Source organism: Rhodococcus gannanensis, assembly GCF_042681175.1.
Lineage (GTDB): Bacteria > Actinomycetota > Actinomycetes > Mycobacteriales > Mycobacteriaceae > Rhodococcus_G > Rhodococcus_G gannanensis.
The window spans coordinates 116668-136243 of the sequence record NZ_JBHUFB010000019.1 but is presented as its reverse complement, the minus strand read 5'-3'; the positions used below and the strand labels follow the sequence as shown (position 1 = coordinate 136243).

At 69.0% G+C, this 19576-nt stretch carries 23 protein-coding genes; 15 read left to right on the top strand and 8 right to left on the bottom strand.

Annotated features, from left to right (window positions below; all coding sequences use genetic code 11):
• Window positions 1–5 precede the first annotated feature (5 nt).
• Window positions 6–782, bottom strand: coding sequence for a pirin family protein (locus ACFSJG_RS19985; RefSeq protein WP_378486984.1), 777 nt, complete (start codon window positions 780–782; stop codon window positions 6–8).
• A gap of 123 nt (window positions 783–905) precedes the next feature.
• On the opposite strand from ACFSJG_RS19985, the gene ACFSJG_RS19980 reads away from it, so the two are divergent.
• The 7 genes from ACFSJG_RS19980 (at window position 906) to ACFSJG_RS19950 (ending at window position 8080) form a co-directional block, all read left to right on the top strand.
• Window positions 906–1787: a MurR/RpiR family transcriptional regulator gene (locus tag ACFSJG_RS19980; protein WP_378486983.1), complete on the top strand. Its 882-nt coding sequence runs from the start codon at window positions 906–908 to the stop codon at window positions 1785–1787.
• Window positions 1788–1931: 144 nt separating this feature from the next.
• Window positions 1932–3068, top strand: coding sequence for an ABC transporter ATP-binding protein (locus ACFSJG_RS19975; protein ID WP_378486982.1), 1137 nt, complete (start codon window positions 1932–1934; stop codon window positions 3066–3068).
• A gap of 51 nt (window positions 3069–3119) precedes the next feature.
• Window positions 3120–4481 carry an ABC transporter substrate-binding protein gene (locus ACFSJG_RS19970; RefSeq protein ID WP_378486981.1) on the top strand — a complete coding sequence of 454 codons (1362 nt, stop codon included), beginning with the start codon at window positions 3120–3122 and terminating at the stop codon, window positions 4479–4481.
• A gap of 23 nt (window positions 4482–4504) precedes the next feature.
• Window positions 4505–5269 carry a tyrosine-protein phosphatase gene (locus ACFSJG_RS19965; RefSeq protein WP_378486980.1) on the top strand — a complete coding sequence of 255 codons (765 nt, stop codon included), beginning with the start codon at window positions 4505–4507 and terminating at the stop codon, window positions 5267–5269.
• Window positions 5270–5299: 30 nt separating this feature from the next.
• On the top strand, window positions 5300–6187 hold the full coding sequence (locus ACFSJG_RS19960; protein ID WP_378486979.1) for a phosphodiesterase: 888 nt from the start codon (window positions 5300–5302) through the stop codon (window positions 6185–6187).
• Window positions 6188–6212: 25 nt separating this feature from the next.
• Window positions 6213–7175, top strand: a complete 963-nt coding sequence (locus ACFSJG_RS19955; RefSeq protein WP_378486978.1) for a carbohydrate ABC transporter permease — start codon at window positions 6213–6215, stop codon at window positions 7173–7175.
• A gap of 11 nt (window positions 7176–7186) precedes the next feature.
• The gene (locus ACFSJG_RS19950) at window positions 7187–8080 is read left to right on the top strand and encodes a carbohydrate ABC transporter permease (protein WP_378486977.1); all 894 of its coding nucleotides are present in this window, start codon (window positions 7187–7189) and stop codon (window positions 8078–8080) included.
• 4 nt (window positions 8081–8084) lie between these two features.
• Here ACFSJG_RS19950 and ACFSJG_RS19945 read toward each other — a convergent pair whose 3' ends face one another.
• From ACFSJG_RS19945 to ACFSJG_RS19935, 3 genes are all read right to left on the bottom strand, one after another.
• Window positions 8085–8831 carry a pirin family protein gene (locus tag ACFSJG_RS19945; RefSeq protein WP_378486976.1) on the bottom strand — a complete coding sequence of 249 codons (747 nt, stop codon included), beginning with the start codon at window positions 8829–8831 and terminating at the stop codon, window positions 8085–8087.
• A 2-nt stretch (window positions 8832–8833) separates the two neighbouring features.
• A complete protein-coding gene (locus tag ACFSJG_RS19940; RefSeq protein ID WP_378486975.1) occupies window positions 8834–9814 on the bottom strand; it encodes a pirin family protein in 981 nt (326 codons plus the stop codon).
• 93 nt (window positions 9815–9907) lie between these two features.
• Window positions 9908–10714, bottom strand: a complete 807-nt coding sequence (locus tag ACFSJG_RS19935) for an SDR family NAD(P)-dependent oxidoreductase (RefSeq protein ID WP_378486974.1) — start codon at window positions 10712–10714, stop codon at window positions 9908–9910.
• A gap of 151 nt (window positions 10715–10865) precedes the next feature.
• Between ACFSJG_RS19935 and ACFSJG_RS19930 the strand changes: the two genes are divergently transcribed.
• The 4 genes from ACFSJG_RS19930 to ACFSJG_RS19915 all read left to right on the top strand — a co-directional run bounded on the left by ACFSJG_RS19930 (window position 10866) and on the right by ACFSJG_RS19915 (window position 14190).
• Complete coding sequence (locus ACFSJG_RS19930; RefSeq protein ID WP_378486973.1) at window positions 10866–11459, top strand: TetR family transcriptional regulator; 594 nt, start codon at window positions 10866–10868, stop codon at window positions 11457–11459.
• Window positions 11456–12130, top strand: coding sequence for a DedA family protein (locus ACFSJG_RS19925; RefSeq protein WP_378486972.1), 675 nt, complete (start codon window positions 11456–11458; stop codon window positions 12128–12130). The genes ACFSJG_RS19930 and ACFSJG_RS19925 overlap by 4 nt, the downstream gene beginning before the upstream one ends.
• A gap of 66 nt (window positions 12131–12196) precedes the next feature.
• The gene (locus ACFSJG_RS19920) at window positions 12197–13480 is read left to right on the top strand and encodes a hypothetical protein (protein WP_378486971.1); all 1284 of its coding nucleotides are present in this window, start codon (window positions 12197–12199) and stop codon (window positions 13478–13480) included.
• Window positions 13477–14190, top strand: coding sequence for an SIMPL domain-containing protein (locus ACFSJG_RS19915; protein WP_378486970.1), 714 nt, complete (start codon window positions 13477–13479; stop codon window positions 14188–14190). The genes ACFSJG_RS19920 and ACFSJG_RS19915 overlap by 4 nt, the downstream gene beginning before the upstream one ends.
• On the opposite strand, the gene ACFSJG_RS19910 is transcribed toward ACFSJG_RS19915, so the two are convergent.
• Entirely contained in the window at window positions 14175–15134 is a 960-nt protein-coding gene (locus ACFSJG_RS19910) for a DUF5996 family protein (RefSeq protein ID WP_378486969.1), read from the bottom strand. The two genes, ACFSJG_RS19915 and ACFSJG_RS19910, sit on opposite strands and share 16 nt — an antisense overlap.
• A 56-nt stretch (window positions 15135–15190) precedes the next feature.
• On the opposite strand from ACFSJG_RS19910, the gene ACFSJG_RS19905 reads away from it, so the two are divergent.
• Window positions 15191–16027 carry an alpha/beta hydrolase gene (locus ACFSJG_RS19905; protein ID WP_378486968.1) on the top strand — a complete coding sequence of 279 codons (837 nt, stop codon included), beginning with the start codon at window positions 15191–15193 and terminating at the stop codon, window positions 16025–16027.
• Window positions 16028–16031: 4 nt separating this feature from the next.
• Window positions 16032–17000, top strand: coding sequence for an alpha/beta fold hydrolase (locus ACFSJG_RS19900; RefSeq protein ID WP_378486967.1), 969 nt, complete (start codon window positions 16032–16034; stop codon window positions 16998–17000).
• 81 nt (window positions 17001–17081) lie between these two features.
• Here ACFSJG_RS19900 and ACFSJG_RS19895 read toward each other — a convergent pair whose 3' ends face one another.
• Window positions 17082–17519 carry a 6,7-dimethyl-8-ribityllumazine synthase gene (locus ACFSJG_RS19895; RefSeq protein ID WP_378486966.1) on the bottom strand — a complete coding sequence of 146 codons (438 nt, stop codon included), beginning with the start codon at window positions 17517–17519 and terminating at the stop codon, window positions 17082–17084.
• Between the two features lie 79 nt (window positions 17520–17598).
• Between ACFSJG_RS19895 and ACFSJG_RS19890 the strand changes: the two genes are divergently transcribed.
• Both ACFSJG_RS19890 and ACFSJG_RS19885 read left to right on the top strand, forming a co-directional pair.
• A complete protein-coding gene (locus ACFSJG_RS19890) occupies window positions 17599–18333 on the top strand; it encodes a lysophospholipid acyltransferase family protein (RefSeq protein ID WP_378486965.1) in 735 nt (244 codons plus the stop codon).
• 30 nt (window positions 18334–18363) lie between these two features.
• A complete protein-coding gene (locus tag ACFSJG_RS19885) occupies window positions 18364–18672 on the top strand; it encodes a rhodanese-like domain-containing protein (RefSeq protein ID WP_378486964.1) in 309 nt (102 codons plus the stop codon).
• Between the two features lie 6 nt (window positions 18673–18678).
• Here the strand turns inward: ACFSJG_RS19885 and ACFSJG_RS19880 are convergent, their stop codons facing one another.
• Together ACFSJG_RS19880 and ACFSJG_RS19875 are read right to left on the bottom strand one after the other, a co-directional pair.
• The gene (locus tag ACFSJG_RS19880; protein WP_378486963.1) at window positions 18679–19056 is read right to left on the bottom strand and encodes a hypothetical protein; all 378 of its coding nucleotides are present in this window, start codon (window positions 19054–19056) and stop codon (window positions 18679–18681) included.
• Between the two features lie 9 nt (window positions 19057–19065).
• Complete coding sequence (locus ACFSJG_RS19875) at window positions 19066–19572, bottom strand: DUF3558 domain-containing protein (protein ID WP_378486962.1); 507 nt, start codon at window positions 19570–19572, stop codon at window positions 19066–19068.
• Window positions 19573–19576: the final 4 nt, after the last annotated feature.

The window sequence follows — 19576 nt, the reverse complement described above, 5'->3', positions numbered from 1 at the left end:
GCAGCTCAGCCGCCGAGGCGGCCGTGCATCTCCCAGACGAGGATCTCGGCAGGTCCGCTCGCCGCGGTGACCTTCTGGCCTCCGGTCGCGGTGAATCGGACGGCGTCGCCCTCCGCGAGGCGTCCCGCGCCCTCGAGGTCCACGTCACCTTCCGCCACGAAAAGATGCAGGTAGGGCGCCTCCGGGAGGGTGACGGACTCGCCCAACCGGAGCCGAGCGACGTACAGGGCCGCCCCCGCGTTGTTGATGCCGATCGCCGCGCCGCCGCGATGTTTCCGCATCCCGGACGCCACCGGGACGAGACCGCCGCGCATCAGCTCGTCCTCGACCTCGAGTTGCTCGTAGCCGGGGGACACGCCTGCTTCGTCGGGCAGCACCCACATCTGGATGAAGCGGACCGGCTCGGAGTGTTCGGGGCTCTGCGAGCCGGCGAGCCGCCACGAGTCGTTCTTCTCGGAGTGCAGGATGCCGGTGCCCGCGCTCATCCGCTGGGCGAGACCCGGGTAGATGACGCCCGCATGTCCCATCGAGTCCTGGTGGACGAGGGATCCGCGCAGCACCCAGGTGACGATCTCCATGTCCCGATGCGGATGCGTGTCGAAGCCCTGACCGGGGGAGACGATGTCGTCGTTGTGGACGAGGAGCATGCCGTGATGGGTGTTGTCGGGGTCGTAGTGCTGGCCGAAGGAGAAGGAGTGCTTCGAGTCGAGCCAGGCGATCTGTGTGGAGAGCCGATCCTCGGCGCGCCTGATGTCGACGCGCGGCGTCGTCGCTGCCGTCATGGGTACCTCCTTCGGGAAACTCGCCCTCCAACATAACCAGGCCGTTCTGCAATGCCTTCTGTCGTGATCGCTCCGATGCCTGAACGTTGCGGTAACCAGGTGTTCACGCAGCTGTGTTAGCAAATGCCGGTGCAACCTCAGCAGAGCGATCCACCGGTCGGGTCCACGCTGGCCGTGATCCGCGCCCACGTCACGTCCCTCGCGCCGAGTGAACGGCGGGTAGCGGAGGTGTGCCTGGGCAGGCCCGGGGAGGTCGCGTGGTGGTCGGCGGCGGATCTCGCGGAGCAGGCGTCGACGTCGTCGGCGACCGTCGTCCGGGCCTGCCAGAACCTCGGGTTCACCGGGTTCCAGCACCTGCGGATGCTGCTGCTGCGTGACCTGGGTGCGGCGAACAGCGGTGAGTCCGGCGCGGCGAACCCGACCGAGACGCCGATGGGTCTGATGAGGACCGTGTTCGACGAGGTGGCGCGCGACCTCGGGACCGGGCTGTCCCCGCTCGACGAGGACGCGCTCGACGCCGCGGTGACGGCGCTCGCCCGGGCCGACCGGGTCCTGATCGTCGGCAACGGCGGAGCGTCCGCACCGTGCGCGTCGGCGCTCGCGTTCCGTTTCGTTCTCAACGGCCGCCCGGCAGAGGCGCCCGTCGACGTGGTCGTGCAGCAGCTGAGCGCCAGTCACCTGACGGAGTCCGACGTGTGCCTGGTGATCAGTGACAGCGGGATGAACTCGTACACGCTCGCGCCGGCGGACGCCGCACGGAACGCCGGTGCCACGGTCATCGGTGTCACGGGGCATGCCCGATCCGATCTGGTGGCCCGCGCCGACATCGCACTGGTCGTGGGCGGCGCGGGGCCGTGGAGCGCGCACGGCGTGTCCTCGACGGTGGTCGTGCTGTCGTTCCTGATCGGACTGCAGGTGGCGGTGTGCAACGTGCGTGACGGGTCGGCGGCCGCGGCGGAGCGCAGCCTGAAACAGGTTGTGGGGCTGCTCAACCCGGGAGGGTGATCGACGACGCAACCGTTGCCGTAAGCATCACGAACGGTTGTGTTCCGCTTCGACGGCAGTTCACCTTCGGCTGGCTGACTACCGATGTAACAGGAATTCCAAACGGAACGCGTTTGGGTAACGCTATTTCATCGGGAGTTGAGCATGGGCAGCATTCGCATCGAGGGGCTCAGTCGCACCTTCAAGAACGTCACCGCCGTCGACGACATCTCGATGGACATCCGTGACGGCGACTTCCTGGTCCTCCTCGGGCCCAGCGGATGCGGCAAGACCACCCTGCTGCGCATGATCGCCGGCCTCCTCGAACCCACCGGCGGCCGGATCCTCCTCGACGGCGACGACATCACCTCCGCCCCCGCCAAGCGCCGCGACGTCGCGATGGTGTTCCAGAACTACGCCCTGTACCCGCACCTGTCCGTCGCGAAGAACCTGAGCTTCCCGCTGCGAATCCGCAAGGTGCCCAAGGCGGAATCCGCTGCCCGCGTGGACGAGGTGGCGAACCAGCTCGACATCGCGCACCTGCTCGACCGCAAGCCCAAGGAACTCTCGGGCGGCCAGCGTCAGCGAGTCGCCGTCGGGCGTGCCATCGTCCGCAGCCCCAAGGCGTTCCTGATGGACGAGCCGCTGAGCAACCTCGACGCGAAGCTGCGGACCGCCACCCGGCGTGAGCTCACCGAACTGCACCGCAGGCTCGGCGCCACCTTCGTGTACGTCACCCACGACCAGGTCGAGGCGATGACGATGGCCACCCGGATCGCGCTGCTCGACAACGGTCGCATCGAACAGATCGGGACCCCTGAGCAGGTCTACGACGCGCCCGCGTCCGTGTTCGTCGCGGGGTTCCTCGGCAGTCCGCCGATGAACCTGATGCCCGCGACCGTCGGGTCGAGCGGCGGCGTCGTCGTCGCCTCGGGCCGCGGCCTGGAGGCCGATCTGTGGCCCGGCCGGTGCGACGAGCGGGCGGTGACGCTCGGTGTCCGCCCCGAACACCTCGGCACCACAGTGCCTTCCGACGGTTTCGGTGTCCGGATGGAGGCGCGGGTCGAGTCCGTCGAGAACCTCGGCAGCGAGCAGATCGCCTACTGCCGAGTCGGCGACCGGACGATCTGTGTCCGCGCACCCCGTCCCATCCAGCTGACCGAGGGGCGGGACGTCACCCTCGCGGCGGCGCCCGAACACGTACACCTCTTCGACGCCGAGACCGGGCGCCGACTCGAATGGCTCGACGTTCCCGAGCGCAGCGAGCTCGACCCCGGCCACGCCGTGCTGACCTCGGCCTGACAGAGCACCACGACATCCCCTGACAGACACATCCAAGGAGTGTTTCCAGCAATGCGCAGAACCACTGTGTCCGCGGCCGTCGCACTGACGGCGGCCGCGCTCACCCTCACCGGTTGTGCCACCGGCACGGTCGACGCCGCAGCGGGAGGCGGAAGCGTTGTCCCGGAGCTCGATCCGAACCAGAAGGTGGAGATCGTCTTCGAGTCGTACAACCTCCAGCAGGCCGGTGTGTGGACCGACACGATCACCGGACTCATCGAGGACTTCGAGGCCGAACACCCGAACATCACCGTCAAGGCGCAGCCGCCGCAAGGTGCCGCCGGTGCCTCCGGTGTCGCCACCGCCGCAAGCGTGCAGACCCAGATGCTCGCCGGCAGTCCCCCCGATGTGGGTCAGATGACCTTCGACACCGTCGATTTCGCCGTGAACCAGCTCAAGGCGCAGAACCTCGACGCACTGGTCGGCGCCGAGGCGGTCGAGGAGAACTTCGGTGGTGACCATCCCTTCCATCCGCGCGCGAAGGTGCTCGGCGACTGGAACGGCGCCACCTACGGCGTTCCGTACGTCTTCTCGACCCCGGTCCTGTTCTTCAACGCCTCCGCACTCGACAAGGCAGGCGTGCCCGCCGACGTCGACCTGTCCACGTGGCCGAATGTCGTGGACGTCGCGAAGAAGGTGACCGCCGCGACAGGCAAACCGGCATTGTCGATCTCGTGCTCGGTGAAGGGCGGCAACTGGTGCATGCAGGCCCTGTTCCGCTCCTCGGGCGGCGCGGTGCTGTCGGACGACCGCAGCACCATCGAGTTCGGTGAGCCCGAGTCGGTCGACGCCGTCACCGCGCTCCGCGAGATGTTCGACGCCGGCGTACTCGCGAATCAGGCGGCCACCTCGCAGGGTGAGTCCTTCATGAAGGGCGAGACCGCGCTGACGCTGACCACCTCCGCCTACCAGGGCGCGTTCATCAACGCCGCGAAGACCGGCGGCTGGAACCTGCAGACGGCTGCGATGCCCGCCTTCGAGGGCCACGAGGCCGTGCCGACGAACTCGGGATCGGGACTGTTCGTCTTCTCCCAGGACCCTGCCAAGCAGCGCGCCTCGTGGGAACTGATCAAGTTCATGACTTCCGACCACGCCTACACCGAGATCTCCAGCAAGATCGGGTACCTGCCGCTGCGCACCTCCCTGACCGAGGACCCGAACACCCTGCAGCCGTGGGCGCAGGCCAACCCCCTGATCGAGCCGAACCTGGCCCAGCTCGACCGGCTGGAGCCCTGGGTGTCGTACCCCGGCAACAGCTACGTGCAGGTCGACGACATCCTCGCCACGGCAATCGAGGAGTCGGTCTTCTACGGCAAGGATCCCGCCGCGACGCTCGGCGCCGCCCAGCAGCGGGCGCAGGACCTCATCTCCTGATCACGAACGGAAGGCACCACATCATGACCAGCACGCTTCCGCCGGCGTCGGCGACCCGCCGCCTGCCGCTCGCGGGCACCTACAACCTGCGCGACGTCGGCGGTTACGCCGCGGGTGATCGAACCACCCGCTGGGGCAGACTGTTTCGCTCCGACGCCCTGCACGCAGTCGACCAGCCCGGTCGAGACGCCCTCGCCGAGCTGGGACTCGGACTCGTCGTCGACCTTCGCGAGGACGACGAGCGCACCACCGCGCCGAACGCCCTCACCGGTCTGGGCCACCGCGAGGTGCAGAACCCCGTGTACGACGGGCCCGTCGAGTACACGATCTCCGGCCGTCCCGGCGCCGCCTTCGACCTGGCGTCGCTGTATCGGAACATGATCGCCGACAACGGCGAGACCCTGACCGGCGCCGTCCGACTGATCGCCGCCGCCGACACGCCCGCGCTGGTGCACTGCACCGCAGGCAAGGACCGCACCGGTCTGGTCGTCGCCCTCACGCTGTCCGCAGTCGGGGTCGGGGCGCGCGACGTCGTCGCCGACTACGCGCTGTCCGAGACGATGCTGCACGGCGAATGGGCGGAGGCCATGGTCGCCTCGTTCCGGGCCCGGGTCGACCTGCCGGACGGATTCGACATCGAGGGCATCGTCTCGGCCAGCCCCGCGGAACTGATGCGCACCGTCCTCGCGGACCTCGACGCCGAGCACGGCGGCGCCGCGAACTACCTACGCGGCCACGGCATGAGCGACGCCGAACTCACCACCTTGCGCACGTCCCTGCTGTCCTGAGCACACAGTCAACGAGATCGAGGAGAAGACATGTCCGAGTACGGAAATCCCGACCACTACATCCTCCACGTGAGCGACACCCACTTCGTCGGTGACGGTGAACTGCTGCACGGGAAGGTGGACAGCGACGCCAAGCTGGGCCGGCTGTTCGAGCGGCTCGACAAGAGTGGGCAGCGGCCGGAGGCGATCGTGTTCACCGGCGACCTCGCCGACGCGGGGAACCCGCAGGCGTACGCGCGACTGCGGGATCTCGTCGAGCCCGCCGCGGCGAAGCTGGGCGCGACGGTGATCTGGGTGATGGGCAACCACGACAGCCGTCCGGAGTTCCGGGCCGGGCTGCTCGACGCCGAACCCACCCAGGAATCCGTCGACATCGTGCACGACATCGACGGGCTGCGGATCATCGCCCTCGACAGCACCGTGCCGGGTCACCACCACGGCGAGATCACCGACGAGCAGCTGGACTGGCTGACCGACGTCCTCGCGACGCCTGCACCGCACGGCACCCTGCTGGCGTTGCACCACCCGCCGGTGCCCAGCCCGTTGTCGATCCTCGAGTTCGTGGAGCTCCGTGAGCAGCGACGGCTGGAGGACGTGCTGCGGGGCACCGACGTTCGCGGCATCCTCGGTGGCCACCTGCACTACTCGACGACGTGCACCTTCGGCGGCATCCCGGTGTCGGTGGCCTCGGCGACCTGCTACACGCAGGACCTGTTCCCCGGTGGCGGCATGCGCGGCCAGGACAGCGGGCAGTCCTTCAATCTCGTTCACGTGTACGCAGACCGGGTGCTGCACACCGTCGTTCCCGTCGAAGAGGGGCCGACGCTGTACGAGATGAAGGCCGAGACGATGGCCGCCATCCAGAACATGTCGACCGAGGAGGCCCTGGCCTTCATGTCGCAGCCCGTCGCCCACTAGTCGGCGGGAACACGAGGAGAACACCATGTTCGTGGAAGTGTCCGCCGCGTCCGCGGTGTGGGTGACCGGGCCCGCTGAGGGGCCTGCCCGGCCCAGGCGGTGGCCCGCGTTGCGCCGCAGGCTCGTTCCGTTCGCGTACCTGGCACCGTCGGTGGCGTTGCTGGTGGTGTGGATCTACAAGCCGCTCGCCGAGACGATCGGGCTGTCGTTCTACCAGTGGAACATGATCCCCACCACGCCGAAGATTCCGGTGGGACTGGACAACTACGCGACGGTGCTGGCTCTGCCGGAACTGCATCAGGCGCTGTGGAACACGGTGCTCTACATCGGCGCGTTCATGGTGTTCTCCCTCGTGCTCCCCGTCGGGATCGCGCTGCTGAGTAACCAGGTGACCGGACGGTCGAAAACGATCTACCAGGCGTTGATCTTCGTGCCCTTCCTGGTCACGCCGGTGGCGAGCAGCGCGATCTGGCGATGGCTGTTCGCGCCCGACACCGGCACGATCCCGCGGGTCGCGGCGACCTTCGGCGCGGATCTCGGTGACGTGTTCCGGGACCCGAGCACCGCCCTGATCGGAGTGGTCGTGATCGTCGGCTGGCAGATGCTCGGATTCGGCGTCCTCGTCGTGTCCGCCGGGATGGCAGGCATCAACCCGGACTACGCATCCGCGGCGTCACTGGACGGCGCGTCCCGGGCCACCATCACCAGGCGCATCGTGCTGCCGTTGCTGTCGCCGACACTGGTGTTCCTGGCGTTGATGACGGTCCTGCTGAGCGCGCAGTGGACGTACCCCGTCATCGACGTGCTCACCCAGGGCGGGCCGAGCGGCTCGACCACCAACATCTACTACCTGCTCTACGAGTTCGGCTTCCGGAACTTCGACGCGGGACTCTCCGCCGCCGCGGGCACGCTGTTCTTCCTCGGGTTCGGCGTCATCGCATTCGTCTTCGTCCGCCTGTCCGACCGCCTGAGCTTCTACGACAACTAGGTGACACCGACATGTCCTTCGTAATGGTCGACGCGCCTGCGCGCACCGCCCCCGTCTCGACGCCGCCGCGGGAGGTCGGCGACGCACCCGTCGCATCGCGTACCACCGGCCGTGTCGCAACCGGCCACGTGGTGCTCGCGGTCCTGGCCCTGCTGAGCATCTTCCCCGTCTACTGGATGTTCGCGACCGCCTTCCGGCGGCCCGAGGACATGCTCTCGTCCAGTCCGATCCCGTGGCCGCTGAGCGTCGAGAACTTCCGATACGTCTGGGACACGATCCCGATGGCGTCGATGCTGCTGAACACGTTCGCGATGGCGGCGGCCATGGCGGTCAGCCAGCTGCTCGTCGCGATCCTGGCGGCGTACGCGTTCGCACGCTGGACCTTCGTCGGCAAGCAGGTCCTGTTCATGCTGTTCGTGGGGTCGTGGCTGGTGCCGTTCCAGGTCACCATGATTCCGAACTACCTGCTGATCTCGCAGATGGGACTGCTCGACACCGTTGCCGGTGTGGTGATCCCGAACCTGTGCTCTGCGTTCGGTGTGCTGCTGCTGCGTCAGCACATGGAGGCGTTCCCGACCGAGTTGCTGGACGCCTCGGCGATGGACGGCCAGAGCTCGTGGGCCACGCTGTGGAAGGTGGTGGTGCCCAACATGAAGCCGGCGCTCGCCGCGCTCGGCATCATGCTGTTCATCTCCGCCTGGAACGAGTACCTGTGGCCCGCACTGGTGCTGCGACAGTCGGACGCGCTGGTGCAGATCGGCATCCGCAGTTTCCTCGGCGCCGAGGGCGACAACTGGGGAGCCGTGATGGCGGCGTCGGGCCTCGCGTGCCTGCCGATCTTCCTGATCTACCTGTTCCTGCAGCGCTACGTGGTCGACGCGTTCGTCCGCTCCGGCCTGAAGTGACCCCTCACCGCAGGCCGGCGTGCATCTCCCAGATCAGCACCTCGGCTGCGGTGACCGCGGTGACCCGCTGCCCACCGGTCCTGGTGAGGCGCAGCGAGTCACCGTGGTCGAGTGGGCCCACGCCCTCGACGTCGACGGTCCCGCGGGCGACGAACAGGTGGCCGTAGGGCGCGTCGGGGACGGTGACGGAACGGCCGGGCTGCAGGCGCGCGGCGTGCAGTCCGGCGTACCGGTTGCGCAGGCCGATCGCCGCGTCACCGCGGTGACGCGGCAGCCCGGACGCGACCACGACCAGTCGGCCCGCGTCGAGTTCGTCGTCGATGGGCAGTTCCTGGTAGCTCGGCTCGATTCCGGCCTCGTCCGGTGGAATCCACATCTGGACGACGTGGACCGGTTCGGATCGGCGGGTGCCGTCGGGGAGCCGGCGGTCGTTGCGTTCGGCGTGCAGGATCCCGCGTCCCGCGCTCATCCGCTGCGCGAGACCGGGATACACGACACCCGAGTTCCCCTCCGAATCCTGGTGTACCAGTGTGCCGCTGAGCACCCAGGTCACGATCTCGGCGTCCCGGTGCTGGTGCATGTCGAAGCCCTCGCCGATGTCGACGACGTCCTCGTTGTTCACCTGCAGCAGACCGTGGGCGTTCGCGGCGAGGTCGAAATTGCCTGCGAAGGGGAAACTCTGGTGCGAGTCCAGCCAGCCGTACCTCTGGTGGGCCCGCTCGCCCGACCGCTGGACGACCGTGCCGGGCACGGTCACTCCGAACTCTCGGAGCCGAGGGTCTCGTGGGCGGCGGGGATCGAGCCGAGACGCCCGGCCTGGAAGTCCTCGAACGCCTGGATCACCTCGGCCTTGGTGTTCATCACGAACGGTCCGGCCATCGCGACGGGTTCGCGGATCGGCTTGCCGCCCAGGACGAACACCTCCAGCGACTCGGTGCGCGAGTCCTGGGTGTCGGCGGCCGAGATCGTGATGGTGTCACCGCGGCCGAAGACGGTGGTCTGGCCCATGTGCACCGGCCGGCGATCGGTGCCGACCGCGCCGTCTCCGGCGAGGACGTAGGCGAGGGCGTTGAACTCCGGGTTCCACGGCAGGGTCACGCTCGCGCCGGGTGCGATCGTCGCGTGCAGCAGGGTGATCGGGGTGTACGTGGAGCCCGGCCCGTGGTGGCCGTCGAGCTCACCGGCGATGACGCGGACCAGCGCGCCGCCGTCGGGCGAGGACAACAGTGCCACCTTGCTGCCGGTGATGTCCTGGTAGCGCGGGGCGGCCATCTTGTTGTTCTTCGGCAGGTTCACCCACAGCTGGACGCCGTGGAAGAGGCCGCCGCTCATGACGAGGTGCTCCGGCGGGGCCTCGATGTGCAGGATGCCGCCACCCGCGGTCATCCACTGGGTGTCGCCGCCGCTGATGACTCCACCGCCGCCGTTGGAGTCCTGGTGCTCCATGGTCCCGTCGATCATGTAGGTGACGGTCTCGAAGCCGCGGTGCGGGTGCCACGGGGTGCCCTTGGGCTCGCCGGGTGCGTAGTTCACCTCGCCCATCTGGTCCATGTGGATGAACGGGTCGAGGTGGCGCATCTCGATGCCGGCGAAGGCACGGCGGACGGGGAAGCCCTCGCCCTCGTACCCGGTCGGTGCGGTGGTGACCGCGAGGACCGGTCGCGGCGTGGCGTCGGGGGCGGTCTCGGTGAGGCGGGGCAGGGCGAGGACGTTGTCGACGGTCACGGCGGGCATGGCGTGCTCCTCGGGTTCGATGCGGTGTAGTTGAGAAATCAACTACTTCGTCGAGCATAACGCGAGGAGCCCCGGAGTATTCCCCCGGAGGTGTCAGCTCGCCGGCGACGTGGCTGCCGCCATCGCGGCGACGTGCTGCAGCACGTTCGGGTACCGCTGGGTGTGTGCGCCACCGTTGAGATCGAGCGACGCGCCGGTCATCCAGCTCGCCTGCTCGGACAACAGGAAGGCGACCGCGTTCGCCACGTCGTCGGGATTGCCCGCGCGGCCGAGCGGGATGTTCTCGACGAAGTCCTCGACCAGGCCCGGGACCAGTGACGCGCCCGCGGTCAGCGGTGTCGGCACGAATCCGGGCGAGACCGAGTTCACCCGGATCTTCCGGGGCCCGAGTTCGAGTGCGGCGACCTCGGTGAGCATGAGGACGCCTGCCTTCGCCGCGCAGTACGCGCCCATCGCGACGCCCGGCTGGCGCCCGTTCAGGGAGGCGATCAGCACGATCGACCCGCCCTCGCCCATCGCCTTCGCGGCCTCGCGCAGCACCAGGAACGACCCGGTCAGGCAGACGTCGACCGTCGCGCTCCAGTCGTCGAGGGAGATGTCGACGAGTGCGCCGGGGCGGGAGATGCCCGCACAGTTCACGACGGCGCCGACCGATCCGTGCTCCTCGCGGACATCCTCGAACAGCGCTCGGACGCTCGCCTCCTCGCGGACCTCGACCTGTCGTGCGGCGGCCGAGCCTCCGAGTTCGTCCGCGCGGGCCCGAGCCTGGTCGCCCGCGATGTCGGCGATGACGACGGCGTCGCCCTGTGCATGCAGGAGCTGAGCGGTGGCCCAGCCGAGACCGGAGGCTCCGCCCACGATCACGGACACTCGCGGGGTTCCCGTCGTGACATCGTGCAACGTCCACTCCTTCGGTGAGATCTGGATCACGTAGTGGGCAAGTATTCATACACGTGTCCAGCTGTCAATCGGCCGCGGCCGGCAGATCGGGACGCCGGCCGGACTCGGCACAAACTTGTACCGAGTTCAACAATCGCCGTATCCTCGGTGGGTGACCCAGCCGTCCGGCCTCCGTGCCGCGAAGAAGCTCGACACCTGGCGCGCCCTGCGCGCCGCGGCGATCGAGCTGGTCGCCGAACGCGGATTCGACGACGTCAGCGTCGAGGAGATCGCCGCCGCCGCCCGCGTCTCCAAGAGCACCCTGTTCAACTACTTCCCGTCGAAGGAAGCACTGCTCCTCGACCCCGACCCCGAGGATCCGGACCGCTGGCGTGCCCTCGCCGATGCACGTCCCGACGACGAGCCGATCTGGGTATCGGTCCGCGAGATCGTCGTCGGCGCGGTCTGTGACGACGAGTCGAAACTGCTGACACGCAAGGCGATGATCGAGCAGTGCCAGGCGCCGCTCGAGCCCGCCCTCGCCGCGAGCGAGCCGTTCCGGCGATTCCTCGGTGAATGCGTCACGCGCCGGCTGCCGGGCGAGCCGATGCTCGCCGCGCTCGTCGTGAACTCCACGTTCGCCGTCGCGCACACCGCCTACCGCGCCTGGCGGCCCGCCGACGGTGCCGCCCGGTTCGAGGAACTGCTGCGCCGCGGATTCGACACCCTCGGAGCGGGACTGATGACAGTGGCAGGCACCCGGTGACCACCCTTCTCGAGCGGCTGCACGGCGTCGAACCCTACGTCGCCTATCTCGTGGTGAGCGGGTTCGTGTTCCTCGAGGACGCCCTGCTGATCGGGTTCGTCGTCCCCGGCGAGGCCGCGGCGATCGCCGGCGGAGTCATCGCCAGCCAGTCGAACGCGGCACTGTGGGTGATGATCGCGGTCGTGGTGTGCGCCGCCGTGCTGGGCGACACCGTCGGCTACGGGATCGGCAGAAGCATCGGGCCGCGCGTCCACCGCATCCCGATGGTGTCCGGGAAACGCCTCGACGACGCCGCGGCGTTCCTGCGCAGGCGAGGCGGCCCCGCGGTGTTCCTCGGCCGGTTCGTCGCGTTCGTCCGCACCGCCATGCCTGCCCTCGCCGGCATGACCGGCATGCCCTACCGGCGGTTCCTCGGCTTCAACGTGGGAGCCGCCACCCTGTTCGGGGCAGGCAGTGTCCTGCTCGGCTATACCGTCGGAAGCTCGTACGCGACAGTCGAATCCGTACTCGGCGGCGGGCTCTGGGTGGTGCTCGGTGTGCTCCTGGCCGGTGCGGTCGCATGGCGGGCGCGCCGCAGGATCCACGCCAGGCGCGAGCGGCGACCACACGACGAGAGCGCTGCGCGACTCCCCTGGGGGAGTGCTCCGCCGGAGCCCGAGCTCCCGGGCTGATTCCTCATAGATCTCTCACCGATCGCCACTCGACGGCCTCACGAATCGTCCGTACCTTCGGACGGCATGCCGTTCTCGTCCGTGCCCCATGCCCGTCGTGTGTGGGCCGCCGTCGCCGTTGTCGCCGTGGCCGTTGTCGCGGTCGCGGGAGTCCTTCTCGCGCTGCGCACCCCCGACACACCGAACGTCGTCGCGATCGTGAACGAGGACACCGGAGAGGTGGGGGAGCGGGTCGCCGTCACGCTCTCCGCCGACGAGGGTCACGAATGGCAGATCGTGGACACCGCACCCGCGGTCTCCTCCGATCACATTGCCGTGGTGACCATCCCGGCCGATTTCACCGACCGGGTCACGGCCCTGGGTGGTCCGGACCCACAGCAGGCCGAGGTGACGATCGAGCGCGGTCCCGCCGCCGACGACGCGCAGGTGGCGGCGCTCTCGGCGTCGGTCTCGGAGGTGACCTCCGCCGCAGGCATCCGTGATCTCCTCACCGGCGTCGCGTCGGCTCGGTCGCAGCTGCAGCAGGCCACACTGCCCGCGCAGATCCTGACCAGTGCCACCGCAGCCGCCGACAAGCAGGTGCAGCAGGTCCTCGGCGGCGTCGACGACGTGCTGCCTCTCCTGCAGACCGCGAACGACGGAGCGAACCAGCTCGTCGACGTCGCGGGCCAGGTGTCCGGCATGGTCGACGGCGCGCGCGGGCCCGTCTCGGAGGCGTCGACACGGCTGTCCGAGCTCGGCGTGACCATCGGGGACGTCACCGCCGGCGCCGAGGACCTTCGGCGCGGGCTCACGGCGGCCGCCGACACGATGCGCGCCGCGGGAGTCGACGCCGCCGAACTCGACCGCACGACCGCAGACCTGACGGCGCTCACCGCGCAGCTGTCCCAGCTCACCGCGCTGCTCGGGACCGACGTCGGCGACGGCACCGATCTCGGTGCCGCACTGGACAGCGGATTCCGGCAGGTCGAGGGCATGTCGGCGCAGCTGTCGAGTGCCGGTTCGCAACTGCAGGCCGGCATCGGGCCGATCGCCGCGCAGGCCCCGGACCTGGTGGCGAGTGCAAGCGACCAGATCGTGTCGGCGGTCGACCAGCTGAAGACGGTGTCGGCCTCGGTGAGCACCAAGCTCGGCGAGGGCATCGGAGCGATTCCTCTGAAGGGCGGGGTCGCCGCGGTGTCGTCCACGCTCGCGTCCCCGGTGTCGGTGACCCAGATCGGTGATTCGGAGTCCAGTTCGCCGCTCGACACACAGACCCTCATGATCGTCTTCGCCGCGACGACGGTCGGGCTCGCCGCGGCGGTCGGGTGGCTGCTCGTGCGCCGCCCCGTGCGTCATAGTGAGGCATGACAATTCTCCGGCCCCTGACGGTCGCTGCGGCGGCCGCAGGCCTCGTGTTCACCGCGGGTTGTGCTGACGGCGCGACGTCCGGCGGCTCCGACTCCGTGCCGCCGGGCATCAGCACGCAGGCGGTCGGGACGGTCACCGCGGCCCCCGACACCGCGACCGTGGTACTCGGCGTGCAGACCCAGGACGCCACCGCCGAGGCCGCTCTGTCCGCGAACTCGGAACGGGCCACCGCGCTGATCGACAGTCTGAAGGCGAAGGGTGTGGCGGCCGAGGACATTGCCACCAGCGGGCTGTCGGTGAACCCGACCTACGGAACCTCGTCCATGGACATCACCGGGTATCAGGTGACCAACATGGTGACCGCGACCGTGCACGACATCTCCGGTGCCGGCGAGCTGATCGACGCGGCCGCCGCCGCGACGGGCGACGCCGTTCGGGTGCAGTCGCTGACGTTCTCCATCGACGACGACAGCGACCTGCGGGCGCAGGCCCGCGCGAAGGCCGTCCAGCAGGCGCAGACGCAGGCCGGGCAGATCGCCGACGCCGCGGGCGTCTCGCTCGGCGACGTCCGGTCGATCACCGAGGTCGCGGCGAACACGCCCACCCCGCTCCCGGGACGGGTGATGTCCGACCAGGCCGCGTCGACGCCCGTCGAACCCGGCACCCAGGACCTCACCGTGACCGTGTCGGTGGTCTACGACATCGGCTGACGGCCGGGCTCGAGATCCCAGCGGCGCGGATCGCATTCGAGGGCGCCGCGATCCCACTGCGCGAGGTCCGCTGCCGCGGCGTAGGCGCTCTGCAGGAACTCGGTGACCGCGGCATCGGGATCCGGCGCGGTGCGGGCCCGTTCGTACGGGTACAGGTACTGCCGGAAGTCGGCGTTGTAATGGGCGCCGTCCGGCCCGACCGCGGCGTCCGCGAACCCCTCCGGCTCGGGATACGCGTACGCGTAGAACGCGCCCTCCTCCCCGCCGCCCGGCCAGAAACCGCAACTGCTCAGTTCACGTGAGTACCCCTCGACCATCACCCAGTCGCCGCAGTTCGGTGCGCCGCCCGGATGTGGCGGAGCGTTCCGGCCCGAGAACCGGGTGCACGCGAGATCGAACGAGCCCCAGAAGAAGTGGACCGGCGAGACCTTGCCGATGAAGTGCGCGCGGAAGTCGCGCACCACCCGGTCGGCCTGGACGAGCTGACGCCAGAACAGCGTCGCGGCGTCCGCGTCGTACGACGCGTGGATCACGTCGTCGGCGAAGGGGATCGCCGGGTCGACTTCGTTCGGCGTCGCGCTGATCGTGACCTCGACGCCGAGTCCGGTGAGAGCCTCGAGCACCTCACCGTGGAACCGGGCCACGGTCCTCGGCTCGAGCGCGACGGTCGCGACTCCGCCGTCGCTCGTCCGCAGCACCAGGGCGTGATCGACGAAGTCGAATTCCATGTCGAGCACTCGCGTGCCGACCGGAATCGCGCCGGTGGCCAGGCCGCGCGCCGAGACGTACAGGGTGACCTGCCACCAGTGATTGACCAGTGGCGACAGTGCCATACGGACCTTCCCCACGATCTGCATCCACATGTGCAGGGTGTCGCGGGTCGGCGTCCAGCCGTCCACGCGCAGCGACGGCCACGAACCGTCGGAGGAGTTCCGGTCGGTCATCGTGTCTCCCTCGATTGGGGGCTCCTCGAGTCTAGGCCAGGCCTATCGTGGGAGGCGTGGCGCACAAACAGGACTCCTTCACCGGGAACCACGGCACCCGGATCGACTACGACATCTGGACCCCGGACGGCGACCCGGTCGCCGTGCTGGTCCTCGCCCACGGGCTGGGCGAGCACGCCCGCCGCTACGACCACGTCGTCGCGCGCCTGCTCGACCTCGGCATCGTCGTGTACGCGCCCGACCACCGCGGGCACGGCCGGTCCGGCGGCAAGCGTGTCGAGCTGAAGGAATGGCGCGATTTCACCGACGACCTGCATCGCGTCTTCGGCATCGCCCGCGCCGCCCATCCGGGGCTGCCGGTCTACCTGCTCGGGCACAGCATGGGCGGCGCGATCGCCCTCGACTACGCCCTCGGCCATCAGGCCGATCTCGCGGGTCTGATCCTGTCCGGGCCGGCCGTCGACGTCACCTCCGGCACGCCGGCCGTCGTCGTCGCGATCGGGAAGATCGTCGGTAAGTACCTGCCCGGTCTGCCCGTGGAGAATCTCGACGCCAACCTCGTCTCCCGCGACCCGAAGGTCGTCGCCGCGTACAACGCCGACCCGCTCGTACACCACGGGAAGGTGCCCGCAGGCATCGCGCGCGGCATGATCCTCAACGCCGAGTCGCTCCCGGCCCGACTGCCGTCGCTGACGCTGCCGCTGCTGTTGCTGCACGGCGAGCAGGACGGGCTCGCCAAGGTCGACGGCAGCCGGATGATCGCCTCCACCGCGGGCACCGCAGACCTCACCTACAAGGAGTACCCGGGCCTCTACCACGAGATCTTCAACGAGCCCGAGCAGGACGAGGTGCTCGACGACGTCGTCGGGTGGCTCAAGGCGCACCTGAGCTGACGCCGTGCCGAACCTGACACACCGCACCCTCGAGGTGAACGGGATCGAACTGCACGTCGCGGAACAGGGGACCGGGCAGCCGATCGTGCTGTGCCACGGATTCCCCGGACTGTGGTTCACCTGGCGGCATCAGCTCGACGCGCTGTCCGCGGCCGGTTACCGCGTCATCGCCCCCGACATGCGCGGGTACGGGCGCAGCAGCGCGCCCGCCGATGCGTCGTCCTACGACCGCGAGCACACGGTCGCGGACATGGTCGGCCTGCTCGACGCCCTCGACATCGACCAGGCCGTGTTCGGCGGTCACGACTTCGGCGCCCACCTCGTGTGGGATCTGCCCGCCTGGGCGCCTGGTCGGGTCCGTGCACTGATGCAGCTGAGCGTGCCCCGCACCCCACGGCTTCCGGTGCAGCCCAGTGTCGCGTTCGCGTACCTCGCGTCCCAGCACTTCGCGCACGTCCACTACTTCCAGGAACCCGGGGTCGCGGACGCCGAGCTGAACGGCAGCCCGCGCGAGTTCCTCGCCAGGATCCTGCACGCACTGTCCGGCGCCAACCGCTACCTCGACTGCTGGGAGTTCCCGTCCGAGGGCAACGGCTACCTCGACGTCCTGCCCGAGCCGCCCGCCCTGCCGTGGCCGTGGCTCGGTGAGGACGAATTCGACTACTACGTCGGCGAATTCACGCGAACCGGATTCACCGGCGGACTCAACTGGTACCGCGCCGAGGATGCGGTGTGGACGCAGAACGAGGTTCTGCACGACAAGCCCGTCGAGGTGCCGACGGTGTTCGTGGCGGGCTCGAAGGACCCGGTGCTGGAGATGATGGGCCGCGACCCGTTCGCGGCGATGCGCGCCCTCGTCCCTGGGCTGACCGGCACGCACGTCGTCGAGGGCGCCGGGCACTTCGTACAGATGGAGAAGCCGGACGCGGTGAACGCGATCCTGCTGGACTTCCTCGCCGGACTCGACGGCTGACCACAGTCGCGTCATGGGCTGAATGTCACATCGTGTGCATTCGGTGCGCACGATGTGACATTCAGCCCACAGGTGCGGGTGCTACTTGATGGTCGCGAGCGAGGCGAGGGTCGCCGAGCAGGCGTTGGCCGCCTCCGCGCCCTTCTTGTCGAAGTGGGCGGTGAAGAAGTCGGCGTGGTCGGCGTGCTCGTGGAAGTGGTGCGGGGTGAGCACCGACGAGAACACGGGGACGTCGGTGTCGAGCTGGACGCGCATCAGTCCGTCGATGACGGCGGTGGCGACGAAGTCGTGGCGGTAGATGCCGCCGTCGACGACGAGGCCCGCCGCGACGACGGCGTCGATGCGACCGGTGCGGGCGAGTCGCTGCGCGTGCAGCGGGATCTCGAACGCGCCGGGCGTCTCGTAGAACTCGATGTCGGCGGGATCGTGCCCGAGTTCGCGCCAGCGGGCGACGAAGGCGTCGCGGGCGTGGTCGACGATGGACCGGTGCCAGGTGGCCTGGACGAACGCAATGGTCATGGGGAAATGCTAGTCCGGGACCGTCGGGCCGGCGTCGCGCTCCCGACTACCTCAGCTAACCTACGGTACCGTAGGTAGCATGACGAAGCCCGATGTGACCCTCGAGAACAGCGACGCCGTCTACGACTACTACCTCGGGCATCGGCAGAACCGGCTGCTGGCGAAGGCTGCCTACGCGACGCTCGCGGCGAAGTTCCGGCCGCAGGTCCGGTACGCCGGTGGAGCCCGGGGCGCGATCCGGGATCTCGTGCGCTCCGGCACCCCACTGGTGCTGTCGGTCAACCACCTGTCCGAATCCGATCCGTACACGGTCGCGGCCGCGGCGTGGCGCAGTCCGCTGCGACCGGTGATCGGCCGCACCCGGGTACTCGCGAAGGACGAACTGTTCGAAGAGGCGAAGTTGCGGGACCGGATCGACCTGATGGGCTCGATCCCGGTGTTTCGCGGCAAGAACCACGGCATGCGGGCCGTCAACGCCGCAGGTCAGCGAATGATGGACGTGTGCGCGACCCGGATGAGCCGCGGCGACAGCGTCGCGATCTTCCCGGAGGGCACCTGCAACGAGGGCGATCCGACGCGGCTGCAGGCGGTCGGCAGCGGCGTCGGGCACATCACGAGCCGCGCGATCCGGCTCGGCGTCACCCCGGCACTGCTGCACATGGGCATCAGCTACGGCGGCGAGACGAAGGGCGCGAGCGTCTACTTCTCCGAACCCGTCACCGACCTGCCCGACAAGCCCGCCGCCATCGCGCGACTCGTCCACGATCGGTTGCAGGAGGCCGTCGACGGGGCCGTCGAATTCGGCCGTCGGTAAGCTGACGCCGACCCGTCTGGAGGACAGAACATGCAGCAAGTGGATGTGGCAGCACTCGAGCAGGCGCTCGCCGCCGGTGCCGCGTTGATCGATGTGCGCGAGGCCGACGAGTACGCGCAGGCACGCGTTCCCGGTGCGGTGCTCATCCCGCTCAGCGAGTTCACCGCCCGTCTGGGCGACATCCCGTCCGCGGACACGCTGTACGTGATCTGCGCGAAGGGCGGACGGTCCGCGCAGGCCGTGGACTACCTCGGCCGGACCGGCGTCAACGCCGTGAACGTCGCGGGCGGCACCGAGGCGTGGATCGCCTCCGGTCGCGCCGTCGACTCCGGCAGCTGACGGCGGTCAGGCGCCCGGATCGATCACGCCGAGGGTGTCCGCCGTCGCCTGATCGGTTGCGGCGTACTGGGCTTCGATCTGCAGGAACACGTCCTTCATCGCCTGTACCTCGGTGATGTGGTCCGTCAGTGCCTGCACCATCGAGTACTCGCCTCCGTCCGCGAGGCGAGAGAATTTCGTGGCCACCGCTACTCCGCTCGGAAGCGTGCCGAGCCCCTTCACATCAGCCAAGTACTTCGCTTGATCGATGAGACCCTCGAGTTTCGCGATGAGGACGTCGCAGTGCTGGGCGCACCGCGCGCCCACACCTTCGTCGAGGACCAGGCTTCCGCCGGCGGCGGCCCCCATGACCTGCCGCCATCCGAATGCACCCGATTCGGTCATCGGTCACCCTCACTTGTCCGCGTACGGAAGGAACTCGACCGCAGCCGAGTGTGCGAGCTCGCACGGATCGCCGTCGTTCGACCGAATGGTCGCGACCACCATCATCAGCCCGCCTGACGTGTCGGTCACCGCATAGCACAGGACTTCAGGGGCTTCGGTGACATGCCCGAACTCGAGGCCCGGTTGACCGCTGATGTCGACGTCGCGGAAATCGCGGTAGTCGGGGTTCTTCCGCACGTCGTCCAGGCTGTAGGTGTTGGACTGAACCCTGAGAATGCGCCGCCCGTTCTGCCAATTGCACATGTTCCACCCGGGCTGTTTCACCCCGGACACGTCTCTGCCCTCGGTCGCGGGATCGAACCCGACGGCGCGGATCGCCTCGTCGGGAATGTCGTCGCACGGGCTGAACGCCGGCTCCGTGATCGACGATCCCGCGGGTTCCGCCTGACCACTGACCGTGCCGCAGCCCGCCACCAGGGCGGCCGCGCAGGCCAGCAGGCCCACCGATTTCTTCACTCGC

Excerpts from the sequence above, each read along its gene's own strand:
- ACFSJG_RS19985 (WP_378486984.1), bottom strand. The coding sequence starts at position 782 with ATGACGGCAGCGACGACGCCGCGCGTCGACATCAGGCGCGCCGAGGAT.
- ACFSJG_RS19980 (WP_378486983.1), top strand. The coding sequence starts at position 906 with ATGCCGGTGCAACCTCAGCAGAGCGATCCACCGGTCGGGTCCACGCTG.
- ACFSJG_RS19975 (WP_378486982.1), top strand. The coding sequence starts at position 1,932 with ATGGGCAGCATTCGCATCGAGGGGCTCAGTCGCACCTTCAAGAACGTC.
- ACFSJG_RS19970 (WP_378486981.1), top strand. The coding sequence starts at position 3,120 with ATGCGCAGAACCACTGTGTCCGCGGCCGTCGCACTGACGGCGGCCGCG.
- ACFSJG_RS19965 (WP_378486980.1), top strand. The coding sequence starts at position 4,505 with ATGACCAGCACGCTTCCGCCGGCGTCGGCGACCCGCCGCCTGCCGCTC.
- ACFSJG_RS19960 (WP_378486979.1), top strand. The coding sequence starts at position 5,300 with ATGTCCGAGTACGGAAATCCCGACCACTACATCCTCCACGTGAGCGAC.
- ACFSJG_RS19955 (WP_378486978.1), top strand. The coding sequence starts at position 6,213 with ATGTTCGTGGAAGTGTCCGCCGCGTCCGCGGTGTGGGTGACCGGGCCC.
- ACFSJG_RS19950 (WP_378486977.1), top strand. The coding sequence starts at position 7,187 with ATGTCCTTCGTAATGGTCGACGCGCCTGCGCGCACCGCCCCCGTCTCG.
- ACFSJG_RS19940 (WP_378486975.1), bottom strand. The coding sequence starts at position 9,814 with ATGCCCGCCGTGACCGTCGACAACGTCCTCGCCCTGCCCCGCCTCACC.
- ACFSJG_RS19920 (WP_378486971.1), top strand. The coding sequence starts at position 12,197 with ATGCCGTTCTCGTCCGTGCCCCATGCCCGTCGTGTGTGGGCCGCCGTC.
- ACFSJG_RS19915 (WP_378486970.1), top strand. The coding sequence starts at position 13,477 with ATGACAATTCTCCGGCCCCTGACGGTCGCTGCGGCGGCCGCAGGCCTC.
- ACFSJG_RS19910 (WP_378486969.1), bottom strand. The coding sequence starts at position 15,134 with ATGACCGACCGGAACTCCTCCGACGGTTCGTGGCCGTCGCTGCGCGTG.
- ACFSJG_RS19895 (WP_378486966.1), bottom strand. The coding sequence starts at position 17,519 with ATGACCATTGCGTTCGTCCAGGCCACCTGGCACCGGTCCATCGTCGAC.
- ACFSJG_RS19890 (WP_378486965.1), top strand. The coding sequence starts at position 17,599 with ATGACGAAGCCCGATGTGACCCTCGAGAACAGCGACGCCGTCTACGAC.
- ACFSJG_RS19885 (WP_378486964.1), top strand. The coding sequence starts at position 18,364 with ATGCAGCAAGTGGATGTGGCAGCACTCGAGCAGGCGCTCGCCGCCGGT.
- ACFSJG_RS19880 (WP_378486963.1), bottom strand. The coding sequence starts at position 19,056 with ATGACCGAATCGGGTGCATTCGGATGGCGGCAGGTCATGGGGGCCGCC.